At 42.8% G+C, this 22,688-nt stretch carries 18 protein-coding genes, 2 pseudogenes and 2 riboswitches; all 20 genes and pseudogenes read left to right on the plus strand.

Annotated features, from left to right (window positions below; genetic code table 11):
• Positions 1–45 precede the first annotated feature (45 nt).
• Positions 46–318 carry a hypothetical protein gene (locus tag V9W66_RS19055; RefSeq protein WP_144094874.1) on the plus strand — a complete coding sequence of 91 codons (273 nt, stop codon included), beginning with the start codon at positions 46–48 and terminating at the stop codon, positions 316–318.
• Positions 319–416: 98 nt separating this feature from the next.
• On the plus strand, positions 417–656 hold the full coding sequence (locus tag V9W66_RS19060; protein ID WP_144094876.1) for a transposase: 240 nt from the start codon (positions 417–419) through the stop codon (positions 654–656).
• The gene (locus V9W66_RS19065; RefSeq protein ID WP_243121795.1) at positions 653–724 is read left to right on the plus strand and encodes a helix-turn-helix domain-containing protein; all 72 of its coding nucleotides are present in this window, start codon (positions 653–655) and stop codon (positions 722–724) included. The genes V9W66_RS19060 and V9W66_RS19065 overlap by 4 nt, the downstream gene beginning before the upstream one ends.
• On the plus strand, positions 708–1,100 hold the full coding sequence (locus V9W66_RS19070) for a hypothetical protein (RefSeq protein ID WP_243125574.1): 393 nt from the start codon (positions 708–710) through the stop codon (positions 1,098–1,100). The genes V9W66_RS19065 and V9W66_RS19070 overlap by 17 nt, the downstream gene beginning before the upstream one ends.
• Positions 1,097–1,375, plus strand: coding sequence for a transposase (locus tag V9W66_RS19075; protein WP_243121794.1), 279 nt, complete (start codon positions 1,097–1,099; stop codon positions 1,373–1,375). Before V9W66_RS19070 ends, V9W66_RS19075 begins: the two co-directional genes overlap by 4 nt.
• 248 nt (positions 1,376–1,623) lie before the next feature.
• Complete coding sequence (locus tag V9W66_RS19080; protein ID WP_144094880.1) at positions 1,624–2,289, plus strand: response regulator; 666 nt, start codon at positions 1,624–1,626, stop codon at positions 2,287–2,289.
• 511 nt (positions 2,290–2,800) lie between these two features.
• Entirely contained in the window at positions 2,801–3,757 is a 957-nt protein-coding gene (locus tag V9W66_RS19085) for an Abi family protein (RefSeq protein WP_439362800.1), read from the plus strand.
• Between the two features lie 93 nt (positions 3,758–3,850).
• Positions 3,851–4,179: pseudogene (locus V9W66_RS19090) on the plus strand (S-adenosylmethionine synthetase N-terminal domain-containing protein); the annotation flags it as partial.
• Between the two features lie 123 nt (positions 4,180–4,302).
• A pseudogene (locus tag V9W66_RS19095) lies at positions 4,303–6,792 on the plus strand (SpaA isopeptide-forming pilin-related protein); the annotation flags it as partial.
• 68 nt (positions 6,793–6,860) lie between these two features.
• On the plus strand, positions 6,861–7,559 hold the full coding sequence (gene srtB, locus V9W66_RS19100; RefSeq protein ID WP_144095734.1) for a class B sortase: 699 nt from the start codon (positions 6,861–6,863) through the stop codon (positions 7,557–7,559).
• A 298-nt stretch (positions 7,560–7,857) separates the two neighbouring features.
• Positions 7,858–7,985, plus strand: a riboswitch (adenosylcobalamin (AdoCbl) riboswitch).
• A 202-nt stretch (positions 7,986–8,187) separates the two neighbouring features.
• A complete protein-coding gene (locus tag V9W66_RS19105; RefSeq protein WP_144095736.1) occupies positions 8,188–8,751 on the plus strand; it encodes a hypothetical protein in 564 nt (187 codons plus the stop codon).
• Complete coding sequence (locus tag V9W66_RS19110) at positions 8,751–10,904, plus strand: leucine-rich repeat protein (RefSeq protein ID WP_243121827.1); 2,154 nt, start codon at positions 8,751–8,753, stop codon at positions 10,902–10,904. The genes V9W66_RS19105 and V9W66_RS19110 overlap by 1 nt, the downstream gene beginning before the upstream one ends.
• 61 nt (positions 10,905–10,965) lie before the next feature.
• Entirely contained in the window at positions 10,966–16,128 is a 5,163-nt protein-coding gene (locus V9W66_RS19115) for an Ig-like domain-containing protein (RefSeq protein ID WP_144100496.1), read from the plus strand.
• Between the two features lie 74 nt (positions 16,129–16,202).
• Entirely contained in the window at positions 16,203–16,736 is a 534-nt protein-coding gene (locus tag V9W66_RS19120) for a DUF4430 domain-containing protein (protein ID WP_144100498.1), read from the plus strand.
• A 94-nt stretch (positions 16,737–16,830) separates the two neighbouring features.
• Positions 16,831–16,986: riboswitch (cobalamin riboswitch) on the plus strand.
• A 56-nt stretch (positions 16,987–17,042) separates the two neighbouring features.
• Positions 17,043–17,339, plus strand: coding sequence for a leucine-rich repeat protein (locus V9W66_RS19125; RefSeq protein WP_144095744.1), 297 nt, complete (start codon positions 17,043–17,045; stop codon positions 17,337–17,339).
• Between the two features lie 299 nt (positions 17,340–17,638).
• Positions 17,639–18,385, plus strand: coding sequence for an energy-coupling factor transporter transmembrane component T (locus V9W66_RS19130; protein ID WP_330575539.1), 747 nt, complete (start codon positions 17,639–17,641; stop codon positions 18,383–18,385).
• A 5-nt stretch (positions 18,386–18,390) separates the two neighbouring features.
• Positions 18,391–20,124: an ABC transporter ATP-binding protein gene (locus V9W66_RS19135; RefSeq protein ID WP_144096012.1), complete on the plus strand. Its 1,734-nt coding sequence runs from the start codon at positions 18,391–18,393 to the stop codon at positions 20,122–20,124.
• Positions 20,091–20,960: an ECF transporter S component gene (locus V9W66_RS19140; protein WP_243121841.1), complete on the plus strand. Its 870-nt coding sequence runs from the start codon at positions 20,091–20,093 to the stop codon at positions 20,958–20,960. Before V9W66_RS19135 ends, V9W66_RS19140 begins: the two co-directional genes overlap by 34 nt.
• Positions 20,957–21,715: a sugar phosphate isomerase/epimerase family protein gene (locus tag V9W66_RS19145; RefSeq protein WP_144096010.1), complete on the plus strand. Its 759-nt coding sequence runs from the start codon at positions 20,957–20,959 to the stop codon at positions 21,713–21,715. The genes V9W66_RS19140 and V9W66_RS19145 overlap by 4 nt, the downstream gene beginning before the upstream one ends.
• The gene (locus V9W66_RS19150; RefSeq protein ID WP_144096008.1) at positions 21,712–22,680 is read left to right on the plus strand and encodes a prenyltransferase/squalene oxidase repeat-containing protein; all 969 of its coding nucleotides are present in this window, start codon (positions 21,712–21,714) and stop codon (positions 22,678–22,680) included. Before V9W66_RS19145 ends, V9W66_RS19150 begins: the two co-directional genes overlap by 4 nt.
• Positions 22,681–22,688: the final 8 nt, after the last annotated feature.

The following is a 22,688-nucleotide window of genomic DNA, read 5'->3' on the forward strand; positions in this document are numbered from 1 at the left end:
AAGGGATTACGATAAAATGATATGTAAATGAAGAGTAAGGGGAAAATGCTGATTACGGATATTATTAACATTTTGGGGAATGAGTTTAGTAGTATATATTGCGTAAATCGTCAAGATCAGTACATTCAAATTTATAGACATCTAAATGAAAACACAGAGTTAGATGAATTAATGAACGAGAAGAAAACATATGAAACCGTAATACAAAAGTATATAGAGACCAATGTATTTGAAGAAGACAGAAATAAAATGCTGGTTGCTACGGATTTTAACATAATATATAGCAAGAATTCTCCTTCCTCTACAGGTGGGAGATGAATTGCAAAAAACAAAAAAAGAACACTTGTTTGGTAACGAAATCCATGGTATAATAGAATCAGTCGATAAGATAATTATTCAAAAAAAGGACTGGTTTTATGGAAAATATGGATCACAATGCACATTCAGTGTACCTGATGTACTATCACCTGATTATGGTGGTGAAATATCGAAGAAAAGTTATCAATTGTCCGATTTCAGAAAGAGCAAAGGAAATCCGGGAAAAACTTTGGAAAGAAGCATTCTGGAGCCTGAATTTCTGCCTTTTGACGGCAGGAGAGGTACCAGTAGAAGTGATCCGTCAATACATCGAAACCCAGGGAGAGAAAAAGAATTGAACATAGCATATCGTTTCCGGATCTATCCAACAGAAGAACAGAAGATACTTCTTGGAAAAAGCATATAAGAATTTTTTCCGTGATCCTAAGATTGGATTTCCACGTTTCAAGTCAAAACATCACTCCAAAAACAGCTATACAACAAATGTGGTCAACGGAAATATTCTGGTAGGAGATAACCGGATCCGGCTTCCGAAATTAAAATGGATCCCCATGAAAAAACACAGGGAGCCTGCAGAAAACTGCCGCTTGAAATCAGTGACAGTCAGTATGGAGCCATCCGGAAAGTATTTTGCAAGTCTGCTGTATGAAGGATACAGCTGCGAAAACCAAGCAGCAGATAAGGATTACAGCAATGTCAAAATACTGGGGATTGATTATGCAATGCAGGGGATGGCAGTGTTTTCAGAAGAGATTGAGATGGAGGAAGCAGGAAAGCGATGAGCCAGTGCCTGCATTTTGGGAAAAGTGTACAGGATAATGGATATGGGATGTTCCGGAATATGCTGGATTATAAGCTTGCCTGGAAGGGAAAAAGATTAGTAAAGGTAGACCGCTTTTTCCCATCAAGCAAAAAATGCAGTAAATGCGGAAAGATAAAAAAAGAGCTGAAATTATCCGAAAGAGTTTACCGCTGCACGTGCGGAAATGAGATGGACAGAGATCGAAATGCAGCGATCAACATCCGTGAAGAGGCAAGAAGGATGCTGGCAGCATAAACTATCCGTATCCGGACAAGACAATAAGTAAGAAATATGCCCGTGTCCGGGCAAAAAATCGCGGGGCACGCGAGGATAGCTTGTAGATACTTGGCTCAGTAGAGCCATTGAGCAAGAAGCCCCCACTTCAAAATCAGAGATTTAAGTGGTGGGAGCATGTCACTAATATATGCAAACAACTGCAACTGGTCTCACAGTTCACAATACATTACAGGATAAAAAATGGTAATGATATTTTGCGTTATCGTATGAAATGTGCAAGAATTGGAAATGCAGATACATTCGAAAAAATAGTGTTTGCGTTTGCAAGTGAGGATTCAGATATAAGATTAGATGAGTTAGGCATTATGAACTTGAGCAGCACCGGTGAGAAAAGAAAAATATTAATTGTGGAAAATGATGTCTCCAGTCTGAAATTTTTAATTTCTCTGCTTGAAGATCGATATGAAATAATTACAGCATGTGATGGAAAAATCGGTTTGAGATTACTGGAAGAGAATCATAAAGACTTGGCACTAGTTCTGATAAATTTTCAGATACCTGTATTGAGTGGATTCGATTTTCTGAGAAAAGTGCAAGAGGACACCTTCCTTTCTTTAATACCGATTATTGTAATGACAGCAAATGATACACCAAAAACAGAAGTAATATGCCTGAATTTAGGTGCGACTGATTATATACGAAAGCCTTATAATGCAGAACTGATTAGAAAGAGACTGGAAAATGTAATTAAATTGAGAGAGTCCTCGGTGTCGCTCAGAGAAATAGAGAAAGATTCGTTGACAGGTTTATATACGGAGCAGGCTTTTTACGATACCATTATAATGAAGGCTATCCTGATTTTTACGACAAACAGGAAATCACCGTCAAGAATAAAGGTGGAAGAGAGATTAAAGCCATTGTCTATATCATGACAAAAGATTACATGCAGCCCTTTAATCCCCCCGGACGGTCGTACCTGACCGGGATCTTAAAGGGCTGCAGACAGAAGCAGATCCCAACAGAACCAATCCTGAAAGCAGCCAAGCGGAGGGAAGTGTTCGAAACGGGGGATGATTACCTGAAGGGTATATGTGATAAGGTCTTAACGCTCATATCGTGTTCGTATGAATGGAGCGGTGCCAGGAACATCGTCCTTGCCGTGCCCGTTTCCGGGGCATTTTGGGGCGAAAAGTGTTGGTAAGTACCCGAAAAGTGCAGAATATGAGACAAATTTTCAGGAGCCAAAGACGGGAATATGATATAAAAATAAGCATATAATAGATAGTGACAAATGTTCGCAAAAAGCACTTGCCTTTTATAAAGGTTCGTGTTAAAATATTTGTCAGTGATCAGGTTGCAGAAACTTGCGATGCCTGCGACCGGACGGAGGACCTGAGGGCCCTCCGTTTTTCTATATACGCAGATTTTTATAGCAGGTAAAAAATGACAGAAAAAGCATTAAAACCGATAAAACCATTTTTGAATTATGAAGAACAGATCAAGAATCTCATTGAGCGAAAAGGGATGGTTATTACTGACCGTAAATTCGCTACGTCTAAATTAGAAGATATCAGTTATTTTGCCCTGATAGACGGGTACAAAAATCTGTTTTACAATCCCATGACAAGAAAATACAGAGAAGGAACAACCCTTGAGGATATTGTTGCTTTATATGAATTTGATGAAAAGCTTCGAGCATTGATTTTCCAGTATCTCTGTCATTTTGAGCAAAAAATGAGATCGTTGATTTCCTATCATTTTTGTGATACTTATTCAGAGAGGCAAGAGGATTATCTGGATGCAGCACATTATGATAATTCAGGAGCAACCAAAAAGAAAATTGCTGGTTTAATAGCCATACTGGACAGAGAAGCAAAGAAAAACACGGATCACGAATATGTGGTTTATCAAAGAAAAACCTATGGGAATGTTCCGATGTGGGTCATTATGAAAACCCTGACGTTTGGACAGATGTCAAAGATGTATTCATTTCTGACAACCAGCATGAAAACGAAAATCAGTATACATTTTGAGCATGTAAGTGAAAAAGAACTGATCCAGTATATGAAAGTGCTTACTTTGTATAGAAATGTCTGTGCCCATAATGAAAGACTGTTTTCCTATAAGAGCAGATATGATATTCCAGATACTGTATTACATAAAAAAATGAAACTTCCACAGAATGGAAATAAATATGAATGTGGAAAAAACGATCTGTTTTCGGTTGTGATTGCTTTTCGGATGTTGCTTTCCAAAGATGATTTTGCTGAGTTTAAAAAATCTTTAAATCAGATCATGAACCAGTATATGAAAAAGACAAGCAACCTAAGTCAGGATATATTTCTCAAAGCAATGGGTTTTCCTGAAAATTGGAAAAGTATAAGCAGATACAAATTATAAAATCAAATAAAGAATCATTAATATGGCAGGAAGTGTTCCGTAAAAAGAATGCTTCCTGCCTTTTTTGTTACGTTGGAAAGGATGGTAACGATTATGAAACGATTTTATACAGCAGAATCCGTAACAGAAGGACATCCGGATAAGCTTTGCGACCTGATCGCAGACAGCATTCTGGACGCGTGTCTGAAAGAGGACGAAAATTCCAGAGTGGCCTGCGAGGTGCTGGCGACCAAAGGAAAGATCATTGTGGCAGGAGAAATCACCAGCCGATATGAGCCACAGATGTTTGAAATCGTCAAAAAAGTGCTGGAGAGTGCAGGCTATGAAGCGGAAGGAATCCACATGGATGCCCTCATTCACAAGCAGAGTACGACATTGCCGGGGAGGTGAAGCAATCCAGAGAACGAAGGGCAGGGACTGTTTATTCCGATCAGGAATTAAAGCGATTTAATGCTTTCCTTACGAAAGTGGATGTGCAGACGGCGAGACTTATGCTTATTCATCAAATGTTTGGAACAAGAATGTCAGATACATTGACACTCAGGACCACTAATAAAAATGGGGAAGCTGTTATCAAAGATCTTCTGCTTGGAAAATACCGTGTGAAGGAAACAAAAGCACCGTCCGGATTTGCCTTAAATCCAGACAGTCAGGAAGTATCCTTTATCTATAAGGATCAGAACACACCGGAGATCGAAGAAAAACTGGAATTTTCCAATGAACGCCAGAAAGTAGAGCTGAGTGTAGAAAAACAGGATGCCGAGACCGGAAAGGCTTTAAAAGGTGCAACCTTTGGATTATACAATAAAGAAGCAATTTCTTCCGGCGACAAGGTGATCGTAAAAGCAGATACACTGCTTCAGGAGATCACAAGCAACGAAAAAGGTAAGGCAGCGTTTACGCTGGATCTTCCGCTTGGCAGATACTATGTGAAAGAGCTGCAGGCGCCGGCGGGTTATGTATCTTCCGATGAGATCCTGGAATTTGATGCCACATACCAGGGACAGGACGTAAAAACGATCAAATTAAAATCTGTGAAGAAAAACCAGCCGATAACGGTAGAAGTAACAAAAGCAGATATCACGACCGGAACAGAACTTGACGGGGCTTCCATGAGTGTACTGGATAAGGACGGCAACGTGATTGATTCCTGGACATCCGTAAAAGATTCCCCTCATGTAATCAAGAGACTTCAGGTTGGAAAAACATACATTCTGCGTGAGGAGCTTGCACCATATGGCTACTTACGTGCAACAGACGTAGAGTTTACGATCTCTGATACTGCAGAAGTACAGAAAGTCAAAATGGAAGATGAAGTCCCGGTAGCAAGACTTCTGGTAAACAAGAAAGGGGAATTCTTAGACAGCGTATCCCTTCTTGACAATGCAAAAGGCATGATCGAGCACCTGTTCAACTATGTGACTGGAAACCTGACTGATGTAACCTTCAATGTTTACGCGGCAGAAGCCATCCGTGCAGCAGACGGGGTAAGTGCAGATTATTATGCGGCAGATGAACTGGTCGGCTCCATTACAACAGATGGAAATGGCATCGCCCAGATGGATAACCTCCCGCTTGGACGCTATTACATCGTGGAAAAAGAGACCTCACATGGCTACGTTCTGGATAATGAACCAAGATATGTGGATCTTACATACCGTGACCAGGATACATCTCTGGTTACTTATAGTGCCGACTGGCAGAATGCGCGCCAGAGGGTACAGGTGGAAGTCCTGAAAAAAGAAAAGGACAGTGACAAAGTACTTTCCGGGGCAATCTTTGGCCTCTATGCAGCAGACGACATCGTATCTTCAAAAGGCAAAGTACTCCTTGCGAAAGACACCCTGATCGAACTGAAGACCACAGATGAGAATGGAAAGATCCAGTTTGTTGCAGATCTCCCGGTTGATAGCAGGTACTACATTAAGGAACTTGCCGCCCCGGATGGCTATGTGACAGACCAGAAACCGCAGGAATTCACTTTTGAGTACCAGGGCAGTGGAACCAGTGTTGCAGAGTATGCGTTCACCTTTGAAGATGAACAGACCACAGTAGAGCTTTCCAAAGCAGACCTGACAGACAAAAAAGAACTTCCGGGAGCATCCTTAAAAGTAACAGATGAGGATGGAAATACGGTGGATGAATGGGTGTCCAAAGAGGAAGCGCATATCATCAAGGGCCTTATCGTAGGAAAGAAATACAAGATGACAGAAACAAAGCCGGCAGATGGTTATGTGACTGCGGAAAGCATCGAATTTACCGTCGAAAACACAAAAGAAGTACAGAAACACCAGATGCTTGATGATGTGACCAAAGTGGAAATCAGCAAGAAAGACATTACGGATTCCAGCGAGGTGCCGGGAGCGAAACTGATCATCCTGGATAAAGACGGAAAGAAAGTTGACAGCTGGACTTCTACGGATAAACCGCATATGGTCGAAAAACTTCCGGTAGGCAAATACACCCTTCGTGAAGAGCAGGCCCCGGATGGATACCTCATTGCGGAAGATGTGAAATTTACGGTAAAAGATACTGGAAAAATCCAGAAAGTCAAAATGAAGGACGCACATCCGTATGGAAAACTGGTCATCAAAAAGACCGATTCCACCAGCAAGGCAGCCCTTCCAGGAGCAGAATTTGAACTGCGTGAAAAGGAAAGTGGAAAAGTCGTAGAAAAACTGGTAACGGATAAGACCGGAACAGCGACAAGCGGCAAGATTCCGATTGCTACTTATAAAAATGGAAAAGTAGAGAAAACCGTGGAATATATCCTGGTAGAGACCAAAGCACCAAATGGTTATGAATTAAGCAGCAAAAAAGAAGAGATCCGCTTTGAATACAAAGACGGAAAAACCAAGGTGATCGAGATCGTAAAAGAGATCAAAAACACCAAATCCCCTTCCGGCAGCACACCGACAGGAAACAGCCCGAAAACAGGGGACAGCACCAACATCTGGCTTCCGATCCTTCTGGCAGTCCTTTCTGCCTGCGGCATTGGTGGCGTGATCTGGTATAAGAAGAAAAAAGGAAATTAAGGAATACGGTTCAGGGCTGCTCGATTTACCGGCAGCCCTTTTTCCAGGAAGAATAATCGGAGGTTTGTATGAGACACATAAAAGAAATCATGATCGTGGCAGTCTGCCTGATGGTACTCAGCTTTTGCGTATGTACCGGTTTTGGCATTTACTTTATGTACCGGGAAGGTGTGCAGGAATATGAAGACCTGCGTACATACGTCAAGGAAACAGATGAGGATGACCACACAGAAGGAACAGACGGAAGCGATGGGAAACAGACCGTGGTTGATTTTAAGGCATTAAAAAAGATCAATCCGGATATCGTTGCATGGATCCGGATCCCGGATACCAGCATTGATTACCCGGTAGTCCAGGGAAATGATGACTCCTATTACCTGACACATACTTTTAAAAAGGCAGAACATGTGGCAGGGGCCATTTTCCTGGATTCCGATAACGATGCCGATTTTTCTGATGACAAGAACATCATTTATGGCCACAATATGAAAGATGGCAGCATGTTCCGCGGACTTCGAAATTTCCTTGACGATGAATTTTTAAAAGAACACCATATCCTCTATCTGTATCTTCCGTATGAAGGGGTATGGATCTTTGTGATCGTAAAATGCGAGTATACACCGGCAGATGGAGATGCTTTCTTACTTGGAACGCAGGAGGAAGTTCCAACGCTACTGCTTTCTACCTGTGGAACAGATGCCTCCAAACGTCTGGTCATATGGTGTGAAAAGCAGGAGGAAAAAGCAGAACAGATTTTTGAAGGGTAAAGCAATTTGAATTTCAGGTCTTTCTAAGACAGAACACTGTCCTGGAAAGGCCTTTTTTTGTTGCAAAAAATGGCATAAAATGGTATTTTTAACGGAATATGACCGCAGAAAAAGAAAAAGATGTTAGTTTGTGCTATCTTTAGAATAGGGTAAAAATGTCGATTTTTCTCGAAACTTGTCTATAAAAATAAATGACGTTTTGTATTATTTCAAGGCAAAATAATTGACAAAATATGGAAAAAAAGTTATGCTAGTAGCAAGGTGATATTGTAGGAATTTTATATATGAGTGGTTCGTCAAAGACTCATATATAGGAAGTTCGGTGAGAATCCGACACAGGAACGCTACTGTGATGAGCAAAAGCTACAAGTCAGGTCTATTTCTATAATATTGTGCATAAGCCCTCGGTTTCAGGGTGGCACGGTATTTTGTGACTGGGTCGTGCCATGAGTAGGGTGCGGCTCTTTTTTTGTAAAACCGTACGTTATTCAGTACATCCCAGATATCAGGATATTCCCAATAAGGGAGAGGAGGAGAAAGGCAGGTCCAGACATGCGATCTGTACGGGACAGAAACCGTTGTCCTAAGGAGAACTGATAAAAGAGTATTTGAAAAAGGAGAACAAACAATGAGAAAAACTTTTAAAAAATTAGCAGCCGTAGCATTAGCATCAGCAATGACATTAAGTTCCAGCGTAATGGCATCAGCAGCAACCATGAATGTTTATGTAAGAAAGTGGACACAGACCAGTTCGACAAATACCTATGAAGGAACTGTAACACCAAATCCGTTTGGCTTGAATCCGGTAGTAAAAGTAACGGGTGTAACTTCTGGTATGACTTATAAGAAAGCACTTCAGATGGCAAAGGATGAAGGATTAAGTACAACATGGAATGGTAATTATTTAACATCTGTTGGATATGGCGATATTCTGTGGGAAAATAATGGTGCAAATCATAATGTAAACAAAGACGCAGCAGGTAATACAATTGGTGCTATTTGGAAGGGAGATTCTTGGATGTGGTATACAGGAGATAATCTTGGATATGATGTTGCAAAATATCCGGAGACTACATTAGGTGAGACATTAGTACCAGCTAATTTAAAGGATGATGATGTCTTTTCTATGGTATTAAGCTATGATCATTCTGAGTTTGCTTGGGGAACTCCGGCAAAAGAGGATAATCAGTGATGAAAAGAAAATATTTAGCAGTTATCTTAAGCCTTTCAATGGCATTTTCGGTATCCAGCCCAGTAATGGCTTCTTCTGATGAAACCCAAGTTATAGAAGAAGTCTCAGAAGACTTATTAGAAGAGGAGTCTTTTGATGACGAAGCAGCGGACACTGATTTTATTGAAGATGATATTGATGAGGTGGCTACAACAGCAGAAGCAACTGATGATTTTGATACTGCACAATTTCCTGATATCGAGGAAGATTTTGGAGATGGAAGCGGTAGTGTTGTTGCAGTAGGTGATGGTGAAACATCTGAGGATGGCTGGACGACATTGGAGAAAGAATCCAGTATTTCTTTTAAGTATGATGAAAGTGATAAGACATTATACTTTAAATGTTCGGGAACAGCAGCATTGCCAGATAATAATCAGTCAGGCAGTACTGCACAGTGGGCTTTAGCGTTAAAAGATAAAACGAAAGAAATAGAAAAAGTTGTAATAGGTGAGGGCATCACTAAGATAGGAAATAATAATTTCAGTAATAAATTGGGAGATTGGCCAAATCTTAAAGAAGTGCAACTTGCATCTACAGTTACAGCGATTGGAGAATCTGCATTTTATAAAGATTCAAATCTTAAAGCAATAAATTTAAATGCAATAGAAGATATAAAGAGCCAAGGAATGGCAGAAACTGGTATAGAGCAAGCTATATTTGAAAAAGACCAAGTTGAAATAGGAGAATCTGCATTTGAAAGTTGCACACAATTAAAGTCGGTATCTGTTAAAAATATTATAAATTGGGGTGAGCAATCATTTTACAAATGCAGTAGTCTTGAATCATTTCAATGTGAAACACCTGTGGAGGAAGTACCATCTAATGTATTTGCAGGTTGTATAGCGTTATCCGAATGTTCTATTACTGGAGTAAAAAGAGTCGAAGGATATGCCTTTGAATCATGTGCATCTTTAAGAAACTTTGATTTTTCAGATGTAGTACGTTTAGGTGGTGGCGCTTTCAAAGGATCGGGACTAACAAAAGTTGCTTTTACTACTAAAGATGTAAAAATGTATGTTGGAACATTTAGAAATTGTGAAAATTTGATAGGTATTTGTTATCCTGGTACGAAAGAAGAGTGGGATAATATTTCTGCAAGGTCAAATGTTCCAGATACGACGGCAATTCATTGTAAAGCTGATACAGTAGAAGCAAAGTCTGCAACCTGCACAGAAGCTGGCTGGAAAGAAACTGGTGTCTGCGAAGTATGTGGTGAACACTATTCCTATCCAACTGAGGAAAATGTGATTCCTGCTACTGGTCATACATGGTCAGAGGATTATGTAGTAGATAAAGCAGCAACCTGCACAGAAGCTGGTGAAAAGAGCAAACACTGTACAGTATGCGATGCCAAAGAAGATGTACAGGAAATTCCGGCATTAGGTCATGACTTTGTTTCCAAGGTAACAAAGAAAGCAACCTGTACAGCAGATGGCACGCTTACTTATACTTGTAGCAGATGTGATGAAACAAAGACAGAAACCATCAAAGCAACAGGTCACAAGTGGAGCAACTGGAAAAGAACAGCAGCAGCTACAGTATTTAAACCAGAAGTTCAGACCAGAAAATGCTCTGCATGCAATAAGAGTGAAACCAGAAATGTAGGTAAAAAGCTTGCACCGAAAGCAACTCTTAACGCTTCTACTGTAACCTTAAAAGTAAAACAGTCTACTTCCAGACTTAAAGTTACCAGACTTGCAAAAGGTGATTATGTGAAATCCTGGAAATCTTCTAATAGAAAGATTTTCACAGTAAGCGGCAAGTCTAACGGAACCTGCAAGATCACTGGCAAAAAGAGTGGAACTGCGAAACTGCAGATTACCCTTGCCAGTGGACTGAAGAAGACCGTTAAGGTAAGAGTTCAGACAGCAGCAGTAAAAACCTCAAAAATCACAGTATCCAAAAATGTAACTGTTCGGAAAGGAAAGAGAGTGACACTGAAGCCAGTCGTAACTCCATTCACATCCCGTCAGAAGGTTACTTATACAAGTTCCAACAAAAAGATTGCAACCGTTTCTTCCAAGGGCGTTGTAACCGGAAAGAAAAAAGGTACTGTAAAAATAACAGTAAAATCCGGATCTAAATCCGTTAAAGTGACTGTCAAGGTAAAATAATTAAGAGTTGAAGAGCTCTTCTTCCGTGAGGAAGAGGAGCTTTTTTTAAAGAAGGGACAAAATGAAAAAAACAAAATTGTGGAAAAGGATTGCCGGATGGCTGCTGGTATTTTTGTTAGTACTACAGCTTCCGGTAAATGCATTTGCAGAAGACTGGAATGCTAATGAGGCGTATACATCCGAAGAAACAGATTTGGCCGGTCAGGACATTCTGGAAGAAGATATTTCTGCAGATGAGCAGCTGGATTCGGAAGAAGGGACACTATCCGATGATTCGGTTGATCTTGTGGAAGAAGATTCGGATGATATTCAGGCAACAGAGAATGGAGATTCCGATCCTGATCTGGATATGGAAGAGCAGGACACAGGTGAAGGTGAATTTACAGATGAAAGTGCTGCTCTTTTCAGTGATGGAACAGACCAGTCTGAAGGAGAAACAGGAGCAGCAAAAGAAATACAGGTAACTGTCAGTGTCAGTAAAGATGGAAAATTCCTTGATGACAAAGATGGACAGCTTATGGCAGGACGTACTGTGACGTTGAGTGGGCAGTCTTCTTACACTATGGATGATGCCCTTAGGATAGCCCATGATCTGTATTACTCTGGCGGTGCAGCAGCCGGCTATGATTTTCGTGAAGATGAAAGTGGAAGCTATGATGGTCTGATCTATAAGCTCTGGGGATATGACCGGGATTCGGTGCCCGGCATTCGATTCGCACTGAATAATGACAGTGCGAATTATCAGGAATCCCTTACCAGGAGCGTTGAAGATGGAGACAGCCTTCATTTTTATATCCAACAGAGAAAAGGAAAAGACCGATTTGCCTTTTTTACCGAAACAGAAGAAACGGTCACACAGGGAGAAACTATAACCTTACGGCTGCGCCAAAGCAATGTATATGGAACTGCATTTTCAGACTGCAGCGGGGCATCCGTTTATATTGATGGTGTGAAACAGGAAGGACTGCTCACAGATTCGGAAGGGCGGGTTACACTTCCTGCTTTGGAGGCAAGAGATGTTCCCTATTTCGTTACAGCAGAAAAACTGGTGGAAACAGAAGATGGTTCGCCGGCAACCGCAATCTCAGCGGCTTATGCTAATGTAACAGTTGTCCCGGCATCCGGACAGACGGGGGATTATCTCGATGCGGTGAGTCTGAAGATCACAGACGGGGAAACCCAGAAAGAATACCGTCTTGATGGATTAAATTCTGAAAGTGCATTCATGCTGCCTATGGAGCTGAGTCATGGACAGATGGCTCTGCATGTGGACACGAAAGACAGTTTTCCGGAAAACGGATCGGTCTATGCGGTATACACGAATCCGGCTGATGAAACCATATGTAGGGTGAAACTGGATAAGAATGACTTTTCATTATTAAGGGGTACCAGTGTTAAGTACAGCTATAAAGCAATTCAGACAATCAGGCTTGAGGTACGGCAGGAGGGAAGTGTTGTCCAGTCTGTACAGATTCCTGTTTCTTATAAGACCCATCTTACGGAACTAACACTGGAAGATTCCTGGGGACATAAACTCGGAGGTGATCTGAAAGACACACTGGATGACCAGCAGATGGAAGTGCTTGTTCCGCAGAATACGAAATATATCAACATTAATGCATGGGCTCCCGGCTGGGCATATCTTTCCAATTATCCGGAATTGTTATCTTTAGACGGAGCGGAACTTACACAAAGTACCTTTGGCTTAAGATTTACCCCTGACTGGGACCAGCACAGTGAATATAAATTATGTATCCATTTACCGGAAAGTGAAGAGAAATATATTGCGGAAGCTACCGATTATACAATCATTTTTAAGAAGGGCGAGACCGACTATACACCGGTTCTTTCTTACCAGGGACAGGAACCGGACAGATATGGCTTTATGCAGGATGAAGAAGCAGATCCATTTATAATACAGCCGGAGGTACTGCGGGAAGATGAGGGAAGACTGTCCTATCAGTGGTATCAAGGAAATACATCTGACCAGATGGAAGAGATCGAAGGTGCTGTTGCATCATCCTATCAGGTACCAACAGATACCCCCCATTATTATAATTATTACAAATGTATTGTTTCCTATGAGATAGATGGAAAAACTTATTCTGCTGAAAGCGGCTTATATTGTGTAAGGGTATATCCTCTGACTTTGGAGGCTCCACAGATCACAAAGCAGCCAGCAGATATAACCGGGGTGAAGGGAGTACCGCTGCAGGATAAATTATCTGTAGAGATTTCTGATATAAAACAGTCAGACGTTAAGGCAAGATATCAATGGTATAAAAATACGGAAAATGGCACCACAAATGGAACGCTGATTCCAGGTGCAACGGAATCTTCCTATGAACCGGATATAAAAGAGGCAGGAAAGACTTATTATTACTGCAGGATCCGGTATCAGCTGGATGCACGTACCCAGAAAAAAGATAAGACGATAAATAGTGCATTTGTATATTCAGACACCGCCTGCGTCACCGTCACAGAAGCCCCTCTTCCATGGGAGGGAAACGGAAGTGAAAGTTCCCCATACCTTCTTAAGACAGCTTCAGATATTGAGGCATTGCGTGACAAGGTAAATACAGAGGGATTTTCCTTTGAAAATACATACTTCCAGCTTACAGCAGATATCACCCTGCCAACTGGATGGAAGCCTATTGGTGTGACAAAAGATGGAAAGAAAGATCTGCATAACGGTGCGAATCTGAATGTATTCAGTGGTATCTTTGATGGAAACAACCATACAGTGACTATCCCGGAAGGTGGTCTTCCGCTGTTCGGATATGTGCAAAATACCAGGATCAGAAACCTGAACATCTATGGAACAAAGATTGCCGGATATGGTCTGGTCAACAACTTTGAAGGTGTCGGACTCTCCGGAACGGCTGTTGAGATAGACAATGTAACCTTAAAGAGCGGATCCAGCACTCTGAAAGCAGGACTTCTGGGTGCGAATAAGACCATGAGTCCTTATGCCGGATGTTCTTCTTCCTTTGAAGCAACAGTACGGAATTGTACCATTGAAAAGGATGTTGTCATTGGATATGACAAAGATATGAATGAAATCGGAGCTATTGCCGGCCGTATGCAGGGTACCGTGGAAAACTGTGTAAGTTATGCGACTGTCTATGGAACCAGTTATGTTGGTGGAATCATCGGAACCCGCGACAATGCCATGGGAAACTGCTCCGTGATCGGCTGTAAGTTCTACGGCACCGTAGAGGCTTCCAGTGAAGTGGCTGGTGGTATTGCAGGTGGCGGTTATGACAATTCCACAGCCCCGAACGGATGCAAGATAACTATCAACAGCTGCAGTTCAGAGGGAAGCATCACCGGTTCTGACAAGGTCGGAGGAATCCTTGGTGGAGACCTCTATGTGGCACAGACCTGGAATAACTGCACTTATACCTTTAAGAACAATTCCTTTACAGGAAAGGTACAGGCAACAAAGGCAGACGCAGCATATGTAGGAGGTATCATTGGTTTTTATGACAGCCTGAACCGTATCGATGACATCACCAACAATTATTATGCAAAAGACTGCGGGGCAAATAAAGGGATCGGTTTTGTAAGATACATTGATACCAATTGTCTGACCCATGAGACGGCAAGCGGAGCCACTTATGTCAATACAGAAAAAGAAACCACCAGCTGCCCGAAGGTGGAAGGCTGCGGATGGCAGACCGGATATAACCGGATGGATGATCCACTGGGGGCAGACCAGGAAAAACTGGTCTCTACAGAAGGCCTGCGTGTTTATGTGGATTCCCTGGAGCTGACTGGTGATTACCGGACAGAGTTTTACCTTGGGGAGGACCTGGATCTCAGTGGAATGAAAGTGGTTGCTGTGATCAGTGACGGAACCAGACAGGAACTTTCGTGGACAGACCTTACCATAGAGGGATATAACAAGGATAAACGTGGGGAACAGAAACTGAAGATTTCCTATAAGGAAGCATTCGTGGAACTGACCGTCAGGGTATTGAAAAAAGATGCCGGTACGATCACGGTAAGCTTTACGCTTCTCGGAGACTCTGTTCATGGCAGTACAAAGGAGAATCAGGAACACACCCTGCGGAAAGGAAATCTGGAGACCTGGATCGCAGCAAAAGATTATACGATCGATGGAAATGCCAATGTCCTGGAACTCTTAAAAGAAGTGCTGTCCCAGAATGGAATGAGCTGCCGCACATTAAGGGATGAGACCTACATTGCCGGAATCACGAAGGATGGCCAGGAACTTGCAGAATTTTCCAACGGACAGAACTCCGGCTGGATGTATACTTTAAATGGAATCCACCCAGATCTTGGAGTAAAAGAGCAGTACCTGGAAGACGGGGATGAGATCGTATTCCATTATACCGATGATTATACCCTGGAACATGACCATGTATGGGACAGCAAATGGAATTTTGATAAGGATGCCCACTGGCATGAGTGTGTTGCCATGTATGGAAAATGTGACATCACGGATAACACGAAAAAGGGTGGTTACCAGAAGCATTCCTATGGAAAAGGAAAGCAGATCAAGGCTGCTACTTATAAGACAACCGGACTGATGAGATATACCTGCCAGGTCTGCGGATACGAAAAGACGGAAACGATTCCTGTAATTGCACATACGCATAAATACACCTGGAAAACTACGGCAAAAGCTACGGTATTCCGTCCGGCGAAGCAGGAAGGAACCTGTTCCCTCTGCGGTAAAAAACAGACACGGAATTATGGAAGCAAATTAAAGGCAACTATAAAACTGAACGTATCCTCCATTACCCTGCAGCGGAAACAGGCCACCACAAAGGTGAAGGTTTCCATGGCATACGGGGATTCCATAAAGTCCTGGGCTTCCAGCAACAAAAAGATCGTGACCGTTGATAAGAACGGAAAGATCAAGGCCGGAACCAAAACAGGAACGGCAAAGATCACCGTTACCTTAAAGAGCGGAAAGAAAGCGACTCTGAAAGTAAAAGTCCAGACTGCAAAGGTAAAGACTACGAAGATCAGCGGTCTCAAGACAAAACTGACCATCAAGAAAGGAAAGAGTGTTACTTTAAAACCGGTGGTCAGCCCGATCACTTCCCAGGAGAAAGTGATCTACAGCTCTTCAAATAAGAAGATTGCAACAGTCAGCTCGAAGGGCGTAGTTAAAGGCCGGAGAAAAGGAACTGTTACCATCACAGTTAAATCTGGAAAGGTTACAAAAAAGATAAAAATTACAGTTAAGTAAACAGAGTAAGGGTGTAAAAGGTATCAAAAATCAAATAGTGTTTTTGGTACCTTTTCATCCGATAGAGGATAATTATGAAGCAACTGAAAAAAATATATTGGAAACGGATCGGGGTAATAGGAATCAGCTGTTTTATGCTTTTGTGGAGCTGTCTCCTTACGAGCTGTGGAATCGGAAAAGGGGATTCCGGAAAGCCTGCTGCCTGTACCATTTCGATAGACTGCCAGACGATCCTTGACAATATCGGTGATCTAAAAGAAACCAAAAAAGAATTTGTCCCGGAAGACGGCTGGATACTTCCGGAAATGGAAGTTAAATTTACTACGGGCGATACCGTATTTGACATCTTAAAAAAAATCTGCGAGGAAAAGAACATCCAGCTCTCTTCCAAATACACCCCGTTATATAAAAGCTATTACGTGGAAGGCATCAATCAGCTTTATGAATTTGACTGCGGAAAAAATTCTGGCTGGATGTACAGTGTAAATGGAGAGTTCCCGAATTATGGGGCTTCCAGTTATAAGCCCAAAGATGGGGATAAGATTGAATGGAAGTATACCTGCAATCTTGGAAGTGATGTTGGAAACCCATACAAAGATAAGAAGTAAAGAAATTGTGAAAAATAGTTAAACTGGTATGAGAAAAAGACCAGAAACATTGGCAAACATTGACAGAAATAAGGCGTATCGTTATAATTAGAATAACAAAAAAATCGAGCGTGGTTCGGCTGATGGCAGCCGATTTAAGGAAATCCGGTGCGATTCCGGAGCTGCTTTTCCCTGTGTGAAATGTATCGAATGAAAAACGCCTTATGAAAGCATTTTGAGCCAGTATATCCAACACGTCAGGCAAAGAATACAAACCTGTAAAAGATATACAGTTTGGTATGAGCCGAACGTTGGAAAGGAGATCATATGCGTTCACAGAATGACAAAGCAACATGGAGTATTTTACGGTTTAATTACCGTACATTTACCGCACAGCTCGCCCGGATGCAAAAAGTGAAAAATGTGTACATTCCGGCAAATATTACATTCATTGGAGAGGAAGCTTTTCATGGATGCAACCGACTGGAACATCTGGAGATACATCATGATCCGGAATATATTGGTTCCCGGATTGTAAATAAAAATTGCACCATATGTTGTAAAAAAGGAAGCAAAGTGGATTTGTACTGTGAAGAGCAGGGATTAAAGAGGGAGTACATTTAAACGTGTTATCAACAAATAAGACCGAGAAAAGAAACAGACAGACTGCGGATCAATCCATCATTGATGCTTTTTCCACATGCCATCCATTTTTGAATTTTTTTTATTTTGCTGTAGTACTGTTATTTACTATGTTTAATCAGCATCCCGTCTTTATCTGCATTTCTTATGCGGGTGCTTTGTCTTATTCCATCTTTCTGCTTGGAGGAAAAAGGACACTTAGGCAAAGCTTTCTCTTTACCCTTCCCAGTCTTTTGATCGTGGCTCTTCTGAATCCACTTTTCAATCATTATGGGGTCACGATGCTATATTATGTAGAAAGCAGTGGAAACTGGATCACTTTGGAGGCCTTAGTCTATGGAGTAGTCCTTGGAGCGGTCATGTTCGTAGTGATCCAGTGGTTTTCCTGTTATAATAAAGTTATGACAAGCGACAAGTTTATTTACCTGTTTGGAAGGCTGATACCGGCCCTTTCCCTGATCCTTTCCATGGCACTTCGCTTTGTCCCCAGATTTACGGGGCAGCTGAAAGTGATCCGGAACGGACAGAAATCCATGGGAAGGGATGTTTCAGAGGGCAGCCTTTTTAACCGTATCCGTGCAGGCTTTAACATGCTGTCGATACTGGTCACCTGGGCTTTGGAAAATGCCATAGAAACTTCGGATTCTATGCGGAGCAGGGGATATGGATTAAAAGGCAGGACTGCTTTTTCCATTTACAAATTTACGAAGAAGGATAAAAGTCTTCTGGCGGTGATGGCAGCTTTATTCCTTGTATTTGCTGCTGGCTGTATGAATGGGGCTTCTTATGCAAGTTATGATCCCCGTATTTTACTTGCTGGTTTTACCATTCAGGGGCATCAGGCTCCGGTATCTGTTCCAGTAGTTGAAGCAATGCTTACATACATCTGTTTCGCATGTTTTTGTTTCCTTCCGGTGATCCTGGATGTGACGGAGACTATCCGTTTTGCCAGAAGCCGGAAGCATTGTGAAACAGATCTGGATATGACTTACAAAAAAATCTACGAAACTCTGGAACAGGAAGGATAATGATTATGAATCTTGTAGAAGTAAAGGAGTTTAGCTTCGCATACCCGGAATGTTCCAGAAAGGTTCTGGACCATGCGAATCTGAAAATAGAAGAAGGAACGTTAAATGTGATCTGCGGACGGAGCGGATGCGGCAAAAGCACGCTGCTGCGCCAGTTAAAAACCGTGCTGGCCCCGGTTGGAAAGTCAGAGGGAGAAATCTTTTACCGGGGGATGCCGCTTTCGGGGATTGACCACCGGACACAGAGCCAGGAGATCGGTTTTGTCATGCAGAACCCGGATAATCAGATCGTAACGGATAAAGTCTGGCATGAGCTTTCCTTTGGACTGGAAAGCCTGGGATATGACAATGCGACTATCCGGCTGCGGGTTGCGGAGATGGCCAGCTATTTTGGCATCCATCAGTGGTTTTATAAAAATGTCTCAGAGCTGTCAGGAGGACAGAAGCAGATCTTAAACCTGGCTGCGATCATGGCAATGCATCCGTCCCTTTTAATACTGGATGAGCCTACGTCTCAGCTGGACCCCATCGCTGCTTCTGATTTTCTGGAAACCGTAAAAAAGATTAACCGTGATATTGGAACAACGGTGCTCCTTACGGAACACCGGCTTCAGGATATCATCCCTTATGCGGATAGGGTATTTGTCATGGATAAGGGGAATGTTTATCTGGAAGGAACTCCCAGGGAAATCGGGGTAAAATTAAAGGAACAAAAACATGGCATGTTTCTTTCCATGCCGATTCCTATGCAGATCTATGGTGAGACAGACAGTCAGGCAACCTGTCCGCTGACAGTCAGTGAGGGAAGACAGTGGCTCTCCCGTTACTGTAACGAAAAAGGAATTGCTTCGGATAGTCAGCGAAAGAGCGAAAGCACTGAAAAAGTCAGATACACAAAAACAGATAGTTCGAAGAAAGAATTGTCCATTCAGGCGAAAGATGTCTGGTTCCGGTATGAAAAGGACAGCCCGGATGTTGTCCGGGATCTTTCCCTGGAGGTAAAAAAAGGAGAGTTCTATGCACTGGTAGGTGGAAACGGTACGGGAAAGAGCACTACGCTGTCTCTTTTAAGCCGGGTGCGATGTCCATACCGTGGGAAGATACTTCTGGAAGGGCGGGATATCCGTTCGTATAAAGACCGGGATCTGTATTGTGGGCTTTTGGGAGTCATGCCGCAGAACCCACAGAGCATTTTCTTAAAGAAAACAGTCTTGGAAGATCTGTATTCTGTGATCGGGGGCAGGAGAGAAAAAATGTCTTCGGAATATCAGATTCATATGAAAAAAGAAAAGGCCATAGAAGGGATCGTAAGCCTTACCAAACTGGAAGGGCTTCTGGAAAGGCATCCTTATGATCTGAGCGGCGGGGAACAGCAGCGGCTGGCACTTGCCAAAGTCCTTTTGCTTCGACCGCGGATCCTCCTGATGGACGAACCCACGAAGGGAATGGATGCAGAATATAAAGAAGAGATCGGAAAGATCTTAACCCGGCTGAAACAGCATGGCCTGACGATCTTTATGATCTCCCATGACGTGGAATTTGTTGCAGAATACGCGGACAGAGTAGGCCTGTTTTTTGAGGGAAACATCGTTACCAGCCAGAATACCCGGGAGTTTTTTGCCGGAAATAATTTCTACACAACTGCAGCAAACCGGATGGCAAGGCATTTGTTTCCGGAAGCTGTGACCGGAAAGGATGTGGTTACGTGCTTACAGAGCAGCAACTGGACCAGTTTATAGATGAATTCTGGGAAGACACCCCAAATGAAGCACAGGAAGAGAAAGCGGCAGAAGATCTGGAAGAATATACCCTTCCCTCCGATGGGATGATCGTCCGGCAGATGGAAAAGAAGGGGAAAGTGAACCGGAGGACCTGGTTTGCTCTTGCTCTGATGCTTTTGGTCGTACCACTGCTTTTGTATCTGTCAGTCCGGTTTTTCCATGGAAGGAAATATCTGATATGCAGCCTGATTGTGATCGTGGCTGCAATGCTCCCGTTTTTTATGATGTTTGAAGGACGCAAACCAAAAGCACGGGAAATCATGGTGATCTCTGTCCTTGCAGCGATTGGTGTCGCAGGGAGGGCCGCCTTCTTTATGGTACCCAGTTTCAAACCGGTGGCTGCTATTGTGATCCTTACCGGTGTCTCTTTCGGAGGCGAGGCAGGTTTTCTCGTTGGCTGTCTAATCATGATGTTATCCAACATGTTTATGGGACAGGGCCCCTGGACGCCATGGCAGATGTTTTCTTTTGGCATCATTGGCTTCCTTGCAGGAATCCTTTACCAGAAAGGAATCTTAAAAGCAAGGAAACGGGATCTTTGCATTTATGGGTTTTTAAGTGTAGTCCTGATTTATGGAGGAATCATGAACCCGGCCAGCATCCTGATGTCTTACGGGTATATCACACCAGCCAGCCTGGTTGCTTTCTATATTTCAGGAATACCGGTGGATCTGGTGCATGCACTGTCAACTGTGATCTTTTTATGGTTTTTGAGCAGGCCGCTTCTTGAAAAACTGGAACGCATTAAGAAAAAATACGGGCTGATTGAGTCCGGGAAAGAGGAAATGCTTTGATCTATGTCAGCCATTTGCTTTGCGATGAAGATATGAAAGAAATCTGCGGTCAGTATGGAACCGGTGTGGAAAGTATCGAGTTTTCCATATCTGACAATCTGGACCAGCTGGAAAGAAAAATGGAACAGTATCAAAAAAGACTGGAGCAGATGGGAAATCCACCGCTTACCCTGCATGGGCCATTTCTGGACTTAAACCCGGCATCTTTTGACAGTCGGATAAGGAAAGTGACGATGGAACGGTTTGACCAGTGTTACCAGGCAGGAATCCGCCTTGGAGCAAAAAAGATCGTATATCATTCAGGGATGATCCCTACGGTATATTTCCGGGAAGGATGGGCGGAACAGACAGGCCGGTTTTTCCAGGAGTTTTTGAAAGACAGGGAAGGTCCCCAGGTCGTCATGGAAAATGTCCTGGATGAAGACTGGCGGCTTCTTTTGGATGTATACAACTTCGTGGATCATCCAAACTTTAAGCTGTGTCTGGATATGGGGCACGCACACTGCTATTCGGAAATTTCGGTCCTTAAATGGGCGAAAGAACTTGCTCCATATGTCGGACATGTCCATCTCCATGACAATGCAGGGGACAGGGATTCCCATTTGGGCTTAGGAAAGGGCACAATTCCATGGGAAAAGGTTTTAAAACTTCTTCCCTGCACAAAGGAACGGACCTGGACGATAGAATGTTCCAATAAAGAAGATGTGATTCTTTGCATAAAACAGATAAACGAAAAAATGAGGGGGAGATTATGAACAGATTAAAAAAACGGACATGCCAGTTTCTGGTGTTAGTTACCACAGCAGGGTTTTTGACAGGCTGTGGGGGCGGGACTCCAAAACTGGAAGATGCACTGAAAAAAACAGCTGCTTATGAACAGAAAACCGTAACATCACCGGCATCGGATACCCTGGGCGGGGAATGGACGGTGATCGCACTTGCCCGTTCGGGAGAAACGGTGGATGAGAACTATTTCGAAAAATATCGTGCCAATCTTGAAAAACGGGTCAAAGACCAGGAAGGCGTGCTCAGTGATAACCGTTATACAGAGTATTCCAGGGCAGTCATGGCATTGAAATCCATAGGAAAGGATCCAACGGATATTGGCGGTTACGATATCGAAAAGCCGCTGGAAGATTTTGATGCAGTGGTCTCCCAGGGATTAAACGGTGCCATTTATGCACTGATCGCCTTAAATGCCGATGACCCGGATGCCAATAAAGACGGGGAGCTGGAACAGAAATATCTGGATTACATATTGGAACGGGAAAAAGCAGATGGCGGCTTTTCCCTGGATGATAACGCCAAAGACGGGGATGTGGATCTGACCGCCATGACACTGCAGAGCCTGGAACCATACCAGGATGAAGAAGATGTAAAGGAAGTCATTGATAAGGGTGTGGATTTTCTGGCAGATATACAGGACGATGATGGCGGTTATACTGCATTTGGCGCAAAGAGCTCGGAATCCATTTCCCAGACCGTGATTGCACTCAGTGCGGTAGGTGTAGACTGCAATGAGGATGAACGTTTCCAGAAAGATGGAAAAGGCCTGTATGATACACTGATGACTTTTTATCAGAAGGATGGAAGTTTTAAACATACCCTGGACGGGGAAAGCAACCCCATGGCAACAGACCAGGGATTCTGTGCACTGGTGGCTTACCAGCGCTACCAGGATAAGGAAAACAGTTTTTTTGATATGACAGACCACAGATAAGGATGGAG

It is taken from the genome of Blautia massiliensis (ex Durand et al. 2017), assembly GCF_051861785.1.
Lineage (GTDB): Bacteria > Bacillota > Clostridia > Lachnospirales > Lachnospiraceae > Blautia_A > Blautia_A luti_A.

Excerpts from the sequence above, each read along its gene's own strand:
- V9W66_RS19125 (WP_144095744.1), top strand. The coding sequence starts at position 17,043 with ATGCGTTCACAGAATGACAAAGCAACATGGAGTATTTTACGGTTTAAT.
- V9W66_RS19105 (WP_144095736.1), top strand. The coding sequence starts at position 8,188 with ATGAGAAAAACTTTTAAAAAATTAGCAGCCGTAGCATTAGCATCAGCA.
- V9W66_RS19110 (WP_243121827.1), top strand. The coding sequence starts at position 8,751 with ATGAAAAGAAAATATTTAGCAGTTATCTTAAGCCTTTCAATGGCATTT.
- V9W66_RS19075 (WP_243121794.1), top strand. The coding sequence starts at position 1,097 with ATGAGCCAGTGCCTGCATTTTGGGAAAAGTGTACAGGATAATGGATAT.
- srtB (WP_144095734.1), top strand. The coding sequence starts at position 6,861 with ATGAGACACATAAAAGAAATCATGATCGTGGCAGTCTGCCTGATGGTA.
- V9W66_RS19060 (WP_144094876.1), top strand. The coding sequence starts at position 417 with ATGGAAAATATGGATCACAATGCACATTCAGTGTACCTGATGTACTAT.
- V9W66_RS19115 (WP_144100496.1), top strand. The coding sequence starts at position 10,966 with ATGAAAAAAACAAAATTGTGGAAAAGGATTGCCGGATGGCTGCTGGTA.
- V9W66_RS19130 (WP_330575539.1), top strand. The coding sequence starts at position 17,639 with ATGCTATATTATGTAGAAAGCAGTGGAAACTGGATCACTTTGGAGGCC.
- V9W66_RS19080 (WP_144094880.1), top strand. The coding sequence starts at position 1,624 with ATGAAATGTGCAAGAATTGGAAATGCAGATACATTCGAAAAAATAGTG.
- V9W66_RS19120 (WP_144100498.1), top strand. The coding sequence starts at position 16,203 with ATGAAGCAACTGAAAAAAATATATTGGAAACGGATCGGGGTAATAGGA.
- V9W66_RS19055 (WP_144094874.1), top strand. The coding sequence starts at position 46 with ATGCTGATTACGGATATTATTAACATTTTGGGGAATGAGTTTAGTAGT.
- V9W66_RS19085 (WP_439362800.1), top strand. The coding sequence starts at position 2,801 with ATGACAGAAAAAGCATTAAAACCGATAAAACCATTTTTGAATTATGAA.
- V9W66_RS19135 (WP_144096012.1), top strand. The coding sequence starts at position 18,391 with ATGAATCTTGTAGAAGTAAAGGAGTTTAGCTTCGCATACCCGGAATGT.
- V9W66_RS19150 (WP_144096008.1), top strand. The coding sequence starts at position 21,712 with ATGAACAGATTAAAAAAACGGACATGCCAGTTTCTGGTGTTAGTTACC.